Consider the following 15,199-nt stretch of genomic DNA (forward strand, 5'->3'; position numbering starts at 1 on the left):
TGACTCAGAACGCGTGGTACGCGATCAGCGGCTCGTACTCGTACCGCAGGTTCTCGAAGCGGACCTGGAAGTTCACGCCGTCCCGGACGTTCGTCGCCACCGTGGTCCAGCCCGAGTTGGGCGGGAGATTGACTGTCGTAGAGGACTGATCATCGATCGTGACGATGATAGCGATCGATCGATTGCGGCGCGGCCCGGGTGGTGTCCGACCCGTGTGATAGCTCTGTAGTCATGTCCGAGGCCATGCTGAGCAAGGTGCGTAAGCTGCTCGCCCAGGCCGAGGACCCGGCCTGCACGCCCGCCGAGGCGGAGGCGTTCACCGCCAAGGCGACCGAGTTGATCGCCCGCTACGGCGTGGACCGGGCGCTGCTCGCCGTCCGTGATCCGACCACCGACCCGGTCGGCGATCGGGTCCTGGACGTCGTCGCCCCGTACGCCCGCGACAAGGTCGGCCTGCTCGCCGCGGTCGCCGAACCACTGCGCTGCCGCTGCGTCCGCCGCCGGCAGGACAACGGCTTCGCGCTGCACCTGTTCGGCTTCGCCAGCGATCTGGAACGGGTGGACCTGCTCTTCACCTCACTGCTCGTGCAGGCGGCGCACGGCCTGGCCGCCACCGCGGTACCGGCCGACGACCATCCCGCCGCCTTCCGCCGGTCGTGGCTCGCCGGTTTCGCGGAGGTGATCGGAGGCCGGCTCTGGGCGGCGGAGACGGCCGCGGCCAGCGAGTCGGGGGCCCCGTCGGTGGCGCTGGTGTTGGCGGACCGGTCCGACCGGGTGCAGCGGCGGCTCGCCGAGCAGTACCCACGGCTGCGCACCGCACCGCCACGCAGGTTGGGCGGCACCGGCTTCGGGTCGGGTGCGGAGGCCGGCCGCCACGCGGACCTGGGTGGTCGGGACCTCGGCGGCACCACCAGACCGGCACGGCAACTCGGCCACTGACGGCCGCGTGACCCTCAGGGCCGGTGCCCAGGCCGCTGCTGACCGCCGGTGGCTCGGTGGTCGAGGGCTCGGGCTCTGACGACCCTTGGGGCGACGGTCAGGCGGGGGTGGTGGGCTGGTGGCGTGACACCGTCGCGACGTAGCGGGTGAGCAACTCGTGCCAGCCGGCGGTGAGGGCCTCGCGATATCCCTCGGCTGCCTCGCCGTGCCTGTCGAAGTGTCGATGCTCCAGCTCGACCCGGGTGCGCTCCGGCCCCTCGGCCTGGAACAGCACCTCGACCTCGCTCGCGCGCGCCGGATCCGGCACCGGCGCCCGGTCGGGGCCGATCTGCCAGACGAAGACCAACCGGCGCGGCGGGTCCCAGGTGAGCACCCGACCCCAGTCGGCGCGGAAGCCGTACGGGCCGATCTCGTAGAGCATCCCGCCAGCCCGCGACTCCATGCCCAACTCGGCGAGGGCATCCGGGCCGGACCAGGTGTATTCGGTGACCCACCAGTCGGTCAGCTCGTCGGTGAAGACCGCGAACGCGCGCTCGGCGGAGACCGGGACGTGGAGGCTGCACCGTAAGGAGAACCGGTCGACGTCCTGCCGGATGTCGGCCGGATCAGTCTCTTCCTGTCCCATAGGACCGGACCATACCGTCTGATGCCCGCGTGTGCAGCTTCGTGCCCTGCCCGCTTTCCGGACAGGCCGTTGTCGATCCGCCACGGACGGGATGCCCGGCCGGAAAGCGGGTAACCGCGCCGAACGGCACGGACGACCGGGCCGGTGTGCAGGCGGGCGGGAGAGCATGAGCGAGAGCGCGCAGCAGCGGGAGCCGGGCCGGGTGGACCCGGACGTCCTGCTCGACATTCCGAAGGTCTCCGTCGACTCGATCCGGCTGGCGGTCGACGGCCTGGACGCCGACCTGTCGCTGCGGGCCCGGGTGGCCAACCTGATCCAGGTCGACGCCGGCGTACGGGTGCACCTGAGCGGTGGCGAGCTGGACATCAACGGGGTGCACGCCGAGGCGCAGCTACGCGTGCGGTTGGAGCAGTTGACCAGGATCCTCGGGCGAGCGCTCGACACCCTCGACCACAACCCCCAGATCATCGAGGCGCTCGCGCGGACGGCTGTCACCACCCTCGACGACGTGAACCGCGGCGCGGAGCAGTCGGCCCAGGGGGCCGGGGCGGTCGAGGCGTCGGCGCGCCGCTCCGGCGGCGGACCCGGCGGGTCGGACCAGCAGGTGGGCTCCGCCGGCACCGTCGTCGGCCCGGTCCGAGCGGAAGCTGATCGGTCGGGTGGCGATCGATCCGGCGGCGATCGGTCGGGTGGCGATCGGTCGGGTGGCGACCAAGGCGGTGCCGGTCGGCTGGGTATTGGTCGGCCGGGAGCGGGTCGGCCGGGTTCGGGGCCACCTGCGGGAGGCCCTGAGCCGCACGCTGGTGGCCCGGGACCCAGCGCCGGGGGACCCGGGTTCCGAGCCGGTGGCAGTGGGCCAGGCGACAAGCCACGACGGGAGTCCGACGGTACGCAGGGCCACCACCCGACAGGCCGGCGACACGGGGAGCGGCACCACCCGGATGGGCAGCGACCGGCAGGTCCGGGCGATGGGCAGCGGCCGTCGGGGTCGGGCGATGGGCAGCGGTCGTCGGGGTCGGGCCGGGGCACCGAGGGCTGGGCGGAGTCGTCGTCGGGGTCGGATCGGGGCGCCGAGGGCCCGGCGCGGTCGTCGTCCGGGCAAGCCCGCAACCGACCCGGTCAGCCGTCCGCCACCGGGCCGAGCCCGTCCGCCACCGGGCCAAGCCCGTCCGGTGCTGGTGACGGCGGTAGTGGCCCCCTGGGTGGGGCGCAGGCCGCGGCGCAGAGCGCGGCTCAGCTCGCCGAGCAGGCGGGGGAGACGCTGCGACAGGCCGGGCGCAGCGTGTGGGAGGCGATCCAGAGCGGCATGGCCCAGCATCGCCAGCAGGGGCGCGACGACTGAACGGCCGGGCAGCCGGACCCGACGCCAACTCGTGATCGACTCGGGTTTGGCAATCCCGTGGCATCCCGCGCACTCGGACACCGCGATATCCGGGAAGTCGAGTGGATCACATTTCGGCGGGCCGGCGGGAAAGGCGCCAGAACAGCAAGATCCCCACCTGCGTTTCCGCTGGTGGGGACCTCTGTAGCCCGGCGAAAGGCTATGTGGCCAGGGGCGGGGTCGAACCGCCGACCTTCCGATTTTCAGTCGGACGCTCGTACCAACTGAGCTACCTGGCCGTGTCGCTCGGCCCATGTTACCCAACAACCGGACGAACCGGCGGCAGGGAGACATGCTCCGATACGCAGAACGCCGCGCGAGGCGCGGCGTCTAGCGCTGCGGTCCTGACGGGACTTGAACCCGCGACCTCCGCCTTGACAGGGCGGCGAGCACTCCAACTGCTCCACAGGACCTAGCTTGTGTTGCTCCGGCTTGCGCCGGTCGTGCCCCCAACGGGATTCGAACCCGTGCTACCGCCTTGAAAGGGCGGCGTCCTGGGCCGCTAGACGATGAGGGCGGCCCCGCCATCATTGCACATTTGCAACTTCAAGCGGACTTGCTCCCATCCGGCCCCGCCGGAGGCTTGGAAAGCATACGTGATGCCTGGTCGGTCAACAAAATCGGTATCGGCAGGGGCTTGGATCGGGTCGTAACCGCAGGTCAACGATGATCTAGTGGAGCTGGGCGACGCCGAAGCGCTGCTTCAGGTCCGCGATCAGACCGGGGCAGGCGGCGAGCGTCGCAGCCCGGTCGCCGCCCCCGTCGTGCAGCAGCACGATGGCTCCCGGGCGCGCGGCGGCGTGGACCCGCTTGCCGATCGTGGCCGCGCTCGGCTTGTCCCAGTCCTGTGGGTCGACCGACCAGTGCAGGGGGCGCATGCCGAGATCCTTCGCCACCCCGAGCACCTCCGACGTCCACCGGCCGCCTGGCTGCCGGTAGAAGGACACCTTCGCCCCGGGTGCCGCCGCCTGGATGGCCCTGTTGGTGCGGTCCAGGTCGGCCCTGATCTCGGCGACCGGTCGCCGTGCCAGGTCGAGGTCGTGCCGCCAACTGTGATTGCAGAGCTGGTGTCCCTCGCGGACGATCCGGCGGACCAGCTCCGGGTGACGCTGCACCTCGCGACCGACGACGCAGAAGGTGGCCGTCACCTTTGAGGCCCGCAGTTGGTCGAGCACCTTTGGCGTCCAGGCCGGGTTCGGCCCGTCGTCGAAGGTCAGGACCACCGGGCGCGCGCCGGTGTTGCGCCGCAGGCCGGCGGGGAGCTTGGCCGGCAGCGGCCGCAGCGGAGCCTTGGGCGGCTTGGCGACGGTGGGGTGCGGCGACGGCTTGGGTGTGATCGATTCCACCGGCTGCGGTGAGCCGGCGGCTGCGATGGTGCGGTCCGGTTGGGCACAACCGGACAAGACCAGCGCCATGGCGAGAACGGACGCCAGAACGGCGCGGGCTTGCATCTGCTTGCTCCCGGAGGGGTCGGGGGTAGGCGGAAACCCCGACGGTAGTTCACGCCGTCTCTCGGGCGACAGTGCGGTCAGTCACGCCTCGACTGGTCCAGTGAGTCACGGACCGCGACGGCGAGCGAGACGGCCTCGGCCAGGTCGATCGGCCGCACCACCCCGGCCGGCAGGGTGTCGGCGCGCCAACCGGGGCCGGCGGCGAGCACCAGCAGCGGGCGGCGGGGTGCCGCCAGCAGCGCGCTGAGCTGACCCGGGTCGGCGGTGGCCCGGGTGTGCGACCAGAGCACCACGGCGGCCGGTCCGGTCCGGTTGACCGCCTCCAGGAGGGCGGCGACCGGCACCCGGGCGCCGAGCGTCCGGTAGCTGACCCCGGCCTCCGCGAGCGCGGCGGCCAACGCCTCCAGCGGCAGGGTGTGCTGCTCCTCGTCCGCGCAGGAGAGCAGGATGCGGGCCGGCCCGGTGGGAACCGTGGCCCGACTGGCCGCCGCGAGCGCCTCCGAGATGCAGCGGGACACCAGGTGTTCCACCTCGATGAGGCCCGCGGTGGCGGCGTGGCGTTCGCCGATGCCGGCGAGGACCGGGCGCAGCAGGCCCTCCCAGGTGGCGATGACCCCGCCAGCCGCCAGGGCGTGCGCGATGGTCTCGCTGATCGCCGCGGCGTCCAACCGCATGGCGGCGCGGGCCAACCCGCGGGCTGCCGGTCCGGCGCGGCCCACCGGGATGGAGCCGCCGCCGTCCCGGCCCGGTCGCTGGATCCGGGTGGGGGCGACGGTGTCGGTGGGCAGCGGATCCGGTGTCTGGCGGGCCCAGCGGGCCGCCTCGGCGGGGCTCACCCCCTCGGCGGTGAGCCGTCGCATGATCTCGAGGCGGGCCAGGTCGCTGGGCGTGTACCGGCGGTGGTGACCGGGGATGTGCTCGCTGGGCCCGAGCCCGTAGCGCTGATGCCAGGTGCGCAGGGTCGTCACCGCGACCCCCAGCCGGCGTGCGACCGCGCCCGCGCTCAGCGCCTCATCGACCACCCGACCGCTCCGCCGTGTCATCCGCCGACGATCCGGGCGGGGTCACGGCCGGATCGGGTACGCCCGACGCGGCGCCCGAGGGGTGCAGTAGCCGGTTCACCACCCCGCCCAGCCAGGGCGCGTACGACCGCGGGTCGAGGTCCAGCTCGGCTTCGAGTGCGGCGGGGTCGGCCCACCGCAACTCGGCGACCTCGTCCGGGTCCGGCAGCAGTGGGGCCGCCGGCAGGAAATCGCCCCGCAGCACGTGGTCGTACTCGAATTCGACCCGACCGGTGGCCGGGTCCTCGGCGTAGTAGACGTAGACGCCGACCTCGGTCAACTCGACCGGGCCCGCGCCCAACTCCTCACGCAGCCGCCGGTTGGCCGCCTCGGCGAGCGACTCGCCCGGCCGGGGGTGGCCGCAGCAGGAGTTGGCCCAGCGCAGCGGGAACCGGGTCTTGACGGCGGCCCGGCGTTGGAGCAGCACCTGGCCGTCCGGGTCCACCAGCAGCACCGAGAAGGCCCGGTGCAACTGCCCCGGGGGCTGGTGTGCGGCCGCGACAGTCAACTCGCCGTGGGCCTTGCCGGTCTCGTCGACCAGCTCGACCAGGTGCTCCTCGCGGCTTGTCATCGGCCTTCCCCAGTGATCCGGCCAGCGGCGAGCTTGCCGGAGATGAGCACCATCGGCACGCCCACCCCGGGCTGGGTGCCGGAGCCGACGAAGACCACGTTCGGCAGGTCGCGGTGCAGGTTCGACGGGCGGAACGGGCCGGTCTGGAAGAGGGTGTGCGCGGCGGCGAACGGGGTGCCGGCGGCCATCCCCTGCTCCTCCCACTCGGCGGGGGTGATCGTCCGCAGCACCTCGACCCCGGCGCCGAAACCGACGTAGCCGCGCTCCTCCAGGGTGCCGATCAGCTGGTCGCCGTAGCGCTGGGTCAGGTCGCCGCGCCAGTCGAACGGGGCCCGGTGCAGGTTGGGCACCGGGGCGAGCACGTAGTAGGTGTGCCGGTCCGGTGGGGCCACGGTGGGGTCGGTCCGACTCGGGTTGGTCACCAACAGCGACGGGTCGGTCATCAACTCGCCCCGCCGGATGACCTCATCGAAGGTGCCCTTCCACGCGCGTCCGAAATGGATGTTGTGATGGGCGATCTTCGCATAGGCCTGTCGGGACCCGACGTGCAATACGACGCAGGACGGCGAGTACGTGAGACGACGCCGTGGCGCGGCGGGGAGCAGGTCCCGATAGGCGATCGGGAGGTCGGGGTTGAGCACCACGACGTCCGCCCGCACCAGCTCTCCGTCGGCGGTGAGCACACCTGTGGCACGGCCGTTCACCGTCTCTACCCGGGTCACCGTCGTGTCGTACCGGATCTGCACGCCGTGCTTCTCGGCGGCGCCCGCCATGGCCTTGGAGACGGCGTGGATGCCGCCGCGCGGGAAGTAGACCCCGGCCACCGAGTCGAGGTACGCGATGACCGCGTAGATGGCGAGCGCGTCGTGCGGCGCGAGGCCCGCGTACATGGCCTGGAAGGAGAAGATCCGCTGGGTACGCGGGTCCCGGAAGAATTGGTTGATCTTCGTCTGGAGGCGTCGGAAGGCCCCGCCGCCGAGCAGCTTGAGGAGGTTGCCGGTGATCAGGTCGGTGGGCGCGTCCAGGTTGCGTTCGATGAAGTCGGTCCGCTCCAGCCGCCACAGCTCCCGGGCGTACTCGACGAAGCGCAGGTAACCGTCGGCCTCGCGCGGCCCGCAGACCCGGGAGATCTCGGCGGCCATCCGCGTGGTGTCGGTGAGTACGTCCAGGGTCGAGCCGTCGGGGTAGTACGCCCGGTAGGCCGGATCGAGCGGGGTCAGGTCGAGCCAGTCGCGCAGTTCCTCGCCGACCGCGCCGAGCGCCTCGGCGATCAGGTCGGGCATGGTGAGCACGGTCGGGCCGGTGTCGAACTCATAGCCGTCCACGGCGAGCCGGCCGGCCCGCCCGCCGGGCACCGGCTCACGCTCCAGCACGGTGACCTGTCGCCCGCTGCCCGCCAGGTGCAGCGCGCAGGCGAGCCCGCCCAGGCCGGCCCCGACGACCACCACCCGGTCCGTCCGTCCTGTCACCGTCCGCACGTGACCACCTCCTCGTCCAAGTCGCTCATCAGGCCCGCCGGTTGGCAGCGGCGGTGGCCAGCCCGGTCAGCGCGGTCCGCGCCGTCTCGTCCACGGGTGCGGCGTCGAGCGCGGCCAGCGCGTCGCCGACCCGCTCGGCGATCATCTGCTCCACCCGGGTCACCGCGCCAGTCTCGGCGACCAGCTCGGCGAGGGTGTCGACCGGTCCGTCGGCGGCCCGCTCCAACGCCGTGAGCTGGGCCGGTGTGGCCAGCTCACGGGCCAGCATGAGCAGCGCGGTCGGCTTGCCGGTGCGCAGGTCGTCACCGGCCGGCTTGCCGGTGGCCGCCGGGTCGCCGTAGACGCCGAGCAGGTCGTCGCGGAGCTGGAACGCCTCGCCGACGGCCAGGCCATAGCGGGTGTAGGCGGAGACCAGCGGGTCGTCGGCGGGCACCCCGGCCAGGCAGGCGCCGAAGAGCAGTGGGCGCTGGACCGTGTAGCTGGCGGTCTTGTAGCGGGCCACCCGCAGCGCCCGGTCGACCGACCAACTCGCCGGGTCGTTCTCGCCGAGCACGTCGAGATATTGCCCGGCCACCGTCTCCACCCGCATCTGGTCGTAGCAGCGCCGCACCTCGAACAGTCGGGCCGACGGCACCGTGGCGTGGGCCAGCAACTGGTCGGCCCAGACCATGCAGAGGTCGCCGATGAGCACGGCCACGGCCTCGCCGAACCGCCCGGGATCACCGCGGTGGCCGGCCTGGACGTGCTGGTCGGCGAGCGCGACGTGTGCGGTGGGCCGGCCGCGACGGGTGGTGGAGGCGTCCATCACGTCGTCGTGCACCAGGGCGAAGGTGTGCAGCAACTCCAGCGCGGCGAGCGCGGGCAGCACGGGCGACAGGGCCTCGGCGCCGCCGACCGCCCCGCGCCAACCCCAGTAGGCGAACGTGGGCCGGATCCGCTTGCCGCCGAGGAGGACTGCCTCTCGCGCGGAGGCGGCGAAGGAGCCCATCGAGGTGTCGATCTCGGTGAGGGAGTCGACCTCGGCGTCGAGGAAGGCCGTCAGGGTCTCGTCGACCGCCGTGACCAGCTCATGGGTGTACGCGGCCAGCACGGCCCGGACCGGGTCGTCCCGGTCGGCCTGCGCTGCCGCCGCCATACGAGTCGCATTGCCCGCAACTGCGTCGTTGGCCATGCGGCTGAGCGTACCCTAGGCTACGAGTTGCGTCGATTGGTGCGTCGATAAATGAGGGAGGGCCGGTGGAAACTGATCTCACCGCTGCCTATGACCGGTGCCGTGAGCTGCACAAACGTCACGGCCGCACCTACTATCTCGCCACCCGACTGCTGCCCGCATGGAAACGACGACATGTGCACGCCCTCTACGGGTTCACCCGCTACGCGGACGAGATCGTCGACCGCACCGAGGACCTGCCGCCGGCCGAGCGGGCCGTCCGCCTCGACGACTGGGCCAGCCAGTTCGTCGCCGGCCTGCGCGGCGCGTCGGTCGCCGACCCGCTGCTGCCGGCCGTGCTGCACACGATCGCCGTCTTCGATCTCGACCGGGACGACTTTGCGTCGTTTCTGAAGAGCATGGCGATGGATCTGACCGTCACCGCGTACCCGACCTACGACCACCTGCTCGACTACATGGAGGGCTCGGCGGCGGTCATCGGCACCATGATGCTGCCGATCCTGGGCAGCTCCGACCCGGCGGCGGCACGGGAGCCGGCCCGGCAGCTCGGGTTCGCCTTCCAACTCACCAACTTCATCCGGGACGTCGCGGAGGACCTCGACCGGGGCCGCACCTACCTGCCGGACGAGGATCTGGCGAAGTTCGGGGTCACCCGCGACGAACTGGTCGAGGCCCGCGCCCGGGGCCGCGGCACGCCCCGGACCCGTGAGCTGATCGAGTACGAGGTGACCCGCGCCCAGGCGCACTACGCGGCCGCCGCGCCGGGCATCACCATGCTGGCGCCGGCCTCGCAGGCCTGCATGCGCACCGCGTACGCCCTCTACGGCGGCATCCTCGACGAGGTCGCCGCGCAGGACTACGACGTCTTCGCCCGGCGCGCCGTGGTGCCGCAGCGGCGACGGATGGCGGTGGCCGCACGCGCCCTGCTCACCTCGACCGGTACGCCGGTCACCATCCCCGGGCCGACCGTCGACCCGGAGGCCCGGTGACCGCCGGCACCGCCATCGTGCTCCTCACCCGCGACCTGCGGGTACACGACCACCCGGCGCTGGCCACCACCTGCGCGGCCTTCGACCGGGTGGTCCCGCTGTACGTGCTCGACCCGGAGTTGGCCGACCTGTCCGCCAACCGCACCCGGTTCCTGCACCAGGCCCTCGCCGACCTTCGCGCCGAGCTGCGCGAGCGCGGCGGCGACCTGGTGGTACGCCACGGTGACCCGGTGGCCGAGACGATCCGGCTGGCCGGCGAGGTCGGTGCCACAGCCGTCGCGCTCTCCGCCGACGTCAGCAACTACGCCCGCCGTCGGGAGCGGCGGCTGCGCGCCGAGTGTGAGCGCCACCGGCTGCACCTGCGATCGTTTCCCGGGCTGACCGTGGTCGAGCCCGGCGCGTTGCGGCCCGGTGGCGGCGGTGACCACTACCGGGTGTTCAGCCCGTACCACCGGGCCTGGGCGGCCAACCGGTGGCGCGAGGAGTTGGCCGCGCCGCGCCGGGTGACGTTGCCCGGCGGTGTGCGCGTGGGCAGCCTGCCGAAGCCGCCGGCCGGGGACTCGCCGGACGCGGCGGCCGGCGGCGAGCGGGTCGCCCGGCAGCGGCTCACCGACTGGCTGCCCGACCTGGACCGCTACGGCGACCAGCACGACGACATGGCCGGCGACGACACCTCCCGACTCAGCCCGTACCTGCGCTTCGGCTGCGTGTCCCCGCTGGCGGTGGCCAACCGCGCCGGGGACCGGTCCGGGCCGTTCGTCCGGCAGATCTGCTGGCGGGACTTCTACTACCAGGTCACCGCCGCCTTCCCGGAGATCTCCACCGCGGCGTACCGGCGGGGTGCCACCGAGCAGTGGCGCTACGACGACGACGCGCTGGCCGCCTGGACCGAGGGACGGACCGGGATGCCGATCGTCGACGCCGGGATGCGGCAGATGCGTACGCAGGGCTGGATGCACAACCGGGCCCGGTTGATCACCGCCGGCTACCTGACCAAGCACCTCGGGCAGGACTGGCGTGCGGGGGTGAAGGTGTTCTTCCGCTGGCTGCTCGACGGCGACGTGGCAAACAACTCCGGCAACTGGCAGTGGGTCGCCGGCACCGGCAACGACACGAAGCCGTACCGGGGGTTCAACCCGGTCCGGCAGGCCGAACGGTACGACCCGGCCGGCGACTACGTGCGCCGGTGGGTGCCGGAGCTGGCGACCGTGCAGGGCAAGGCCATCCACCAGCCCTGGAGGTTGCCCGAGCAGCTCCGGCGCGGCCTGGACTATCCGCCGCCGCTCGCGGTGCCGGGCACCGACCCCGTCTGGCTGCGCTGATCAGAGCACCGAGTGCAGCGCCTCGGCCAGTTCGTCGACCCGGTCGTGCTCGGCGAGCTGCGCCGTGGCGTACGCGATGGTGTAGCCGCGCTCCGGGTCGGCCCACGCGCTGCTGCCGCCGAGGCCACCCATGCCCCAACTGCCGTCCGGCTCCCACTGCATGCCCAGCGTCCAGCGGGCCTGGCGGTCCAGCACCAGGTCCGGCCCGTCGTACTGGACCCGGGTCGCCTCCGCCACCAGTTCCGCGCCGAACAGCCGGACGCCGTCCAGGGTGCCGCCGGCGAGCAGGCCGGCGTAGAGGCGGGCCAGGCCGGACGCGGTCGCGTGCAGGTTGACGGCCGGCATCTCGGCGCCCCGCCACAGCGGGCTGTTCAGCACGGCCACGTCCAGTCCACCGGCCGGGTTGCCCATCGCCCGCGCCCGCAGCGAGCCCGGCTCGCCGAGCTTCCGAACCGGCCACCCCGGGTCGCCGTAGCGCATCTCGGCGCAGCGGCGCTGGTCCGCCTCGGCCAGCCCGAAACCGAGGTCGAGCCGCCACGGACCGGCGATCTCCTCGGCCAGGAACCGGCCCACCGACCGCCCGTCGACCCTACGGACCAGCTCACCCACCAGGTGCCCGTACGTCCAGGCGTGCTCGCCGGCCACCGAGCCCGGCGACCACTCGGGGTCGGCGGCGGCCAGGTCGCCGGCGAGCAGCGCCCAGTCGGCGACCGCGGTGGCGGGCCGGGGCACCGGAAAGGTCGGCAGCCCGGCGGTGTGCGACAACACCTGGCGCACGGTGGCGGGGGTGCGGAACTCGGGCCAGTACCGCTCGACGGGCGCGTCGAGGTCCACCCGCTCCCGGTCGACGAGCATCAGCAGACAGAGCGCGGCCACCGGCTTGCCGACCGAGTAGACGTTGGCACGTGTGTCCGGCCGCCACGGTTCGCCGTCCGGCCCGGCGCCGGCCCGGAAACCGCCGACCAGGTCGACGACCGGCTGTCCGTCGTACCAGATGGTGAGGCCGGCGCCGGTCTCCCGGCCGGAGGTGAACAGGTCGTGGAAACAGTCCCGGACCGGAGCGAAGCGTGCGTGCATCCCGTCACCGTAGGCGCCCCGGACCGGTGAGCGCGCCGACTTTTCGTCCGCCCCGGTGGTTGCGGCGGTGTCGCTGGGGGATGCTGTTGCGGTGGCGGAGCCGGAGTTGGTGGATGTTGTGGTGGTGGGACTCGGGGTCGGCGGCGAGGAGGTCGCCGAGCGACTCGCCGAGGCCGGCCTGAGTGTCGTCGGCGTCGAGCGGGACCTGGTCGGTGGGGAGTGCCCGTACTGGGGCTGCATTCCCAGCAAGATGATGATCAGGGCCGCCAACGCGCTCGCCGAGGCCCGTCGGGTCGACGGCCTGGCCGGGACGGCGCAGGTCCAGCCGGACTGGGCGCCGGTGGCGAAGCGGATCCGCGAGGAGGCCACCGACACCTGGGACGACACGGTCGCGGCCGACCGGTTCACGGGCCTGGGCGGTCGGTTGGTGCGCGGCAGCGGCCGGTTCGACGGCCCGCGCCGGGTCCGCGTCGGTGACCAGGTGTTCGAGGCCCGGCACGGGGTCGTGGTGGGCACCGGCACCCGTCCGTCGGTGCCGCCGATCGACGGCCTGGCCGACACCCCGTACTGGACCAACCACCAGGCGATCGAGGCCGACCAACTGCCGGAGTCCCTGCTGGTGCTCGGCGGCGGCGCGATCGGGCTGGAACTGGCCCAGGTCTTCGCCCGCTTCGGGGTACGCGTCACCGTCGTGGAGGCACTCGACCGGGTGCTGGCCGTCGAGGAGCCGGAAGCGTCCGACGTCGCCGCCGCGGCGCTGCGCGCCGACGGCGTGGAGATCCACACGGGGGTACGCGCCGAGCGGGTCGCGCACGACGGGACCCGGTTCACCCTGCACGGTGGCGGCGGCGTCGAGTTCACCGCCGACCGGCTGCTGGTGGTCACCGGGCGCAAGGCCCACCTGGAAGAACTCGGGTTGGACACGATAGGCGTGGACGCCGGCCAGCGTTACCTGCCGGTCGACGACCGTCTGCACGTCACCGACGACGTCTGGGCGGTCGGCGACGTGACCGGCGAGGGCGCCTTCACCCACATCGCCATGTACCAGGCGGGCATCGTAATCGCCGACATCCTGGCCCGCGCCCGACAGGCAGCCGCGGGAGCGGACGCCAGCGGCACGTCAAGCGTGGTCGGTGGCGCGATGGGTGCGTCCAGCTCACTGGCCGCAAGCGGGTCGAGCGGCTCGGCCGGCACCGTCCCGCGAGCCGACTACCGTGCGCTTCCCCGGGTGACCTTCACCGATCCCGAGGTGGGCGCGGTCGGGCTCACCGAGCGGCAGGCCCGCGAGCGGGGCATCAACGTGCAGGTCGGTTTCACGAAGCTCGGCAGCTCCACCCGAGGTTGGATCCACCGGGTCGGCGACGACGGTTTCATCAAGCTCGTCGCGGACGCCGACCAGGGCGTGCTGATCGGCGCGACGTCGGTCGGCCCGGCCGGCGGCGAGGTGCTCTCCGCACTCGTGGTGGCGGTGCACGCGGCGGTGCCGCTGAGTCAGCTCCGGCACATGATCTACGCCTACCCGACCTTCCACCGCGCCATCGAGTCCGCACTACGCGACCTGTCCTGACGCCCGTGCCGTGCCGTGCCGGGCCGCGCCGCGCCGTGCCGCGCCGGGCCGCGCCGCGCCGCGCCGGGCCGTGCCGTGCCGCGCTGGGCGGCGCCGGGCCGCGCCGCGCCGTTCGCGGGTGATCCACTCGACTTCATGAAAGTCGCGGTGTCCGGGGCCCCTCGACACCGCGACTTCCTGAAAGCCGAGTCGATCAAGGAAGAATGCGGCAGCTAGCCGGCAAACGGCAAGCATTTTGCTGTTCATTTCTTTCAGTGTGGTGACGTACGATTGCGACCGTGACCAAGCGGTTGACTGAAGTTGCCAAGAAGGCGGGCGTCAGCGAGGCCACCGTCAGTCGGGTGCTCAACGGCCGTGACGGGGTTTCCGAGTCGACCCGGACCGCCGTGCTGACCGCGCTCGACGTGCTCGGTTACGAGCGGCCGACCAAGCTGCGTGGCGAACGCGCCCGGCTGGTCGGGCTGGTGTTGCCCGAGTTGCAGAACCCGATCTTCCCGGCGCTGGCCGAGGTCGTCACCGGGACGCTCGCCCAGCGTGGTTACACCCCGGCTCTCTGCGCCCGGACCATCGGCGGGGTGTCCGAGATGGACTACGTGGAGATGCTCCTCGACCATCAGGTCTCCGGGGTGATCTTCGCTGGTGGCTCGTACGCGCTCGCCGACGCACGACACGACCACTACCGTCGACTGACCGACCGGGGCCTTCCCGTCGTGCTCGTCAACGCGGGCGTGGACGAGCTGGGGTTCCCACGTGTCTCCACCGACGACGCGGTCGCGGTCGAGCAGGCGTACGGGCACCTGCGCTCGCTCGGGCACGAACGGATCGGGATGGTGCTCGGCCCGGAGGGGCACGTGCCGTCCCGACGCAAGTTGGACGCGATGATCCGGGCCGCGGGCTGGGACGAGGCCGACGCCGAGTGTGTCGAGCGGTCCAGCTTCTCGATGGAGGGTGCGCGGGTCGCCGCGACGAAACTTGTCGAGCGGGGCGTGACAGGCATCATCTGCGCAAGTGACGTCCTGGCGTTGGGCACGATCCGGGCGGCCCGGCGGTTGGGGCGCTCGGTGCCGGCGGACGTGTCGGTGGTGGGCTTCGACGACTCGGCGTTCATGACGTGCACCGACCCGCCGCTGACCACAGTGCGGCAGCCGATCGAGACGATGGGGCAGGCTGCCGTTGACCTGCTGGTCACCCAGATCGAGGGTGCCGGCGTGCTGCACGACGAGTTGCTGTTCGAGCCCGAGCTGGTGGTCCGCGGCTCGACCGCCCCCGCCCCCGGTCGTTAGCGACCACCGCCCCCGTTCCACCCGACGCTTCGGCCGTCGACCGCTCCAGGCGGTCGGCGGCCGTTTTCGTCGCTGCGTACGGCGAGCAGCATCGACCTGCCCGAATGGCCCGCCATAAGGGATCAAAAGCCGTCATATCCGGCTGCTTTCACGAGCTTGCCAACATCTGCCGTAATCACGTCGTGTCCTTTCGGAACAGGGTCGATACCTTGCCGAAATGAGTCCTCCTCGCTACAGTGACTCCACTCACACCTGGCTCCGACGCAGCTACTGGGCGTCAGGTC

Annotated in this window: 13 protein-coding genes and 3 tRNA genes; 6 read left to right on the forward strand and 10 right to left on the reverse strand. The window is 72.5% G+C overall.

The features are described 5' to 3' along the window. Window positions 1–231: 231 nt before the first annotated feature. Window positions 232–939: a DUF2786 domain-containing protein gene (locus tag ACGFH8_RS08920; RefSeq protein ID WP_393365400.1), complete on the forward strand. Its 708-nt coding sequence runs from the start codon at window positions 232–234 to the stop codon at window positions 937–939. Between the two features lie 97 nt (window positions 940–1,036). Here ACGFH8_RS08920 and ACGFH8_RS08925 read toward each other — a convergent pair whose 3' ends face one another. Continuing rightward, window positions 1,037–1,564 (reverse strand): SRPBCC family protein, encoded by a 528-nt coding sequence (locus tag ACGFH8_RS08925; protein WP_393365402.1) that lies wholly within the window; start codon window positions 1,562–1,564, stop codon window positions 1,037–1,039. A gap of 166 nt (window positions 1,565–1,730) precedes the next feature. Between ACGFH8_RS08925 and ACGFH8_RS08930 the strand changes: the two genes are divergently transcribed. Further along, window positions 1,731–2,906 (forward strand): hypothetical protein, encoded by a 1,176-nt coding sequence (locus ACGFH8_RS08930; protein WP_393365404.1) that lies wholly within the window; start codon window positions 1,731–1,733, stop codon window positions 2,904–2,906. Window positions 2,907–3,110: 204 nt separating this feature from the next. Here ACGFH8_RS08930 and ACGFH8_RS08935 read toward each other — a convergent pair. From ACGFH8_RS08935 to ACGFH8_RS08970, 8 genes are all read right to left on the reverse strand, one after another. After that, window positions 3,111–3,184: transfer RNA gene (locus ACGFH8_RS08935), tRNA-Phe, on the reverse strand. Between the two features lie 100 nt (window positions 3,185–3,284). After that, window positions 3,285–3,358, reverse strand: a tRNA-Asp gene (locus tag ACGFH8_RS08940). Window positions 3,359–3,389: 31 nt separating this feature from the next. Further along, window positions 3,390–3,462: transfer RNA gene (locus ACGFH8_RS08945), tRNA-Glu, on the reverse strand. Window positions 3,463–3,616: 154 nt separating this feature from the next. After that, a complete protein-coding gene (locus ACGFH8_RS08950) occupies window positions 3,617–4,360 on the reverse strand; it encodes a polysaccharide deacetylase family protein (protein ID WP_393365406.1) in 744 nt (247 codons plus the stop codon). A gap of 113 nt (window positions 4,361–4,473) precedes the next feature. Next, window positions 4,474–5,418, reverse strand: a complete 945-nt coding sequence (locus ACGFH8_RS08955) for a MerR family transcriptional regulator (RefSeq protein WP_393367033.1) — start codon at window positions 5,416–5,418, stop codon at window positions 4,474–4,476. Continuing rightward, entirely contained in the window at window positions 5,408–6,028 is a 621-nt protein-coding gene (gene idi, locus ACGFH8_RS08960; protein ID WP_393365408.1) for an isopentenyl-diphosphate Delta-isomerase, read from the reverse strand. Before idi ends, ACGFH8_RS08955 begins: the two co-directional genes overlap by 11 nt. Further along, entirely contained in the window at window positions 6,025–7,506 is a 1,482-nt protein-coding gene (gene crtI, locus ACGFH8_RS08965; RefSeq protein ID WP_393365410.1) for a phytoene desaturase family protein, read from the reverse strand. The genes idi and crtI overlap by 4 nt, the downstream gene beginning before the upstream one ends. A gap of 28 nt (window positions 7,507–7,534) precedes the next feature. After that, window positions 7,535–8,677, reverse strand: a complete 1,143-nt coding sequence (locus ACGFH8_RS08970; protein WP_393365412.1) for a polyprenyl synthetase family protein — start codon at window positions 8,675–8,677, stop codon at window positions 7,535–7,537. A gap of 65 nt (window positions 8,678–8,742) precedes the next feature. Between ACGFH8_RS08970 and ACGFH8_RS08975 the strand changes: the two genes are divergently transcribed. Further along, entirely contained in the window at window positions 8,743–9,666 is a 924-nt protein-coding gene (locus tag ACGFH8_RS08975; protein WP_393365414.1) for a phytoene/squalene synthase family protein, read from the forward strand. Further along, on the forward strand, window positions 9,663–10,988 hold the full coding sequence (locus ACGFH8_RS08980; RefSeq protein ID WP_393365416.1) for a cryptochrome/photolyase family protein: 1,326 nt from the start codon (window positions 9,663–9,665) through the stop codon (window positions 10,986–10,988). The genes ACGFH8_RS08975 and ACGFH8_RS08980 overlap by 4 nt, the downstream gene beginning before the upstream one ends. On the opposite strand, the gene ACGFH8_RS08985 is transcribed toward ACGFH8_RS08980, so the two are convergent. After that, window positions 10,989–12,065: a serine hydrolase domain-containing protein gene (locus ACGFH8_RS08985; protein WP_393365417.1), complete on the reverse strand. Its 1,077-nt coding sequence runs from the start codon at window positions 12,063–12,065 to the stop codon at window positions 10,989–10,991. A gap of 91 nt (window positions 12,066–12,156) precedes the next feature. Here ACGFH8_RS08985 and ACGFH8_RS08990 point away from each other — a divergent pair, with 91 nt between their 5' ends. Beyond that, window positions 12,157–13,632, forward strand: coding sequence for a dihydrolipoyl dehydrogenase family protein (locus ACGFH8_RS08990; protein ID WP_393365419.1), 1,476 nt, complete (start codon window positions 12,157–12,159; stop codon window positions 13,630–13,632). A 278-nt stretch (window positions 13,633–13,910) separates the two neighbouring features. After that, window positions 13,911–14,915: a LacI family DNA-binding transcriptional regulator gene (locus ACGFH8_RS08995; RefSeq protein ID WP_393365421.1), complete on the forward strand. Its 1,005-nt coding sequence runs from the start codon at window positions 13,911–13,913 to the stop codon at window positions 14,913–14,915. Window positions 14,916–15,199: the final 284 nt, after the last annotated feature.

This window comes from Micromonospora sp. NPDC049175 (assembly GCF_043197345.1).
Classification (GTDB): domain Bacteria; phylum Actinomycetota; class Actinomycetes; order Mycobacteriales; family Micromonosporaceae; genus Micromonospora.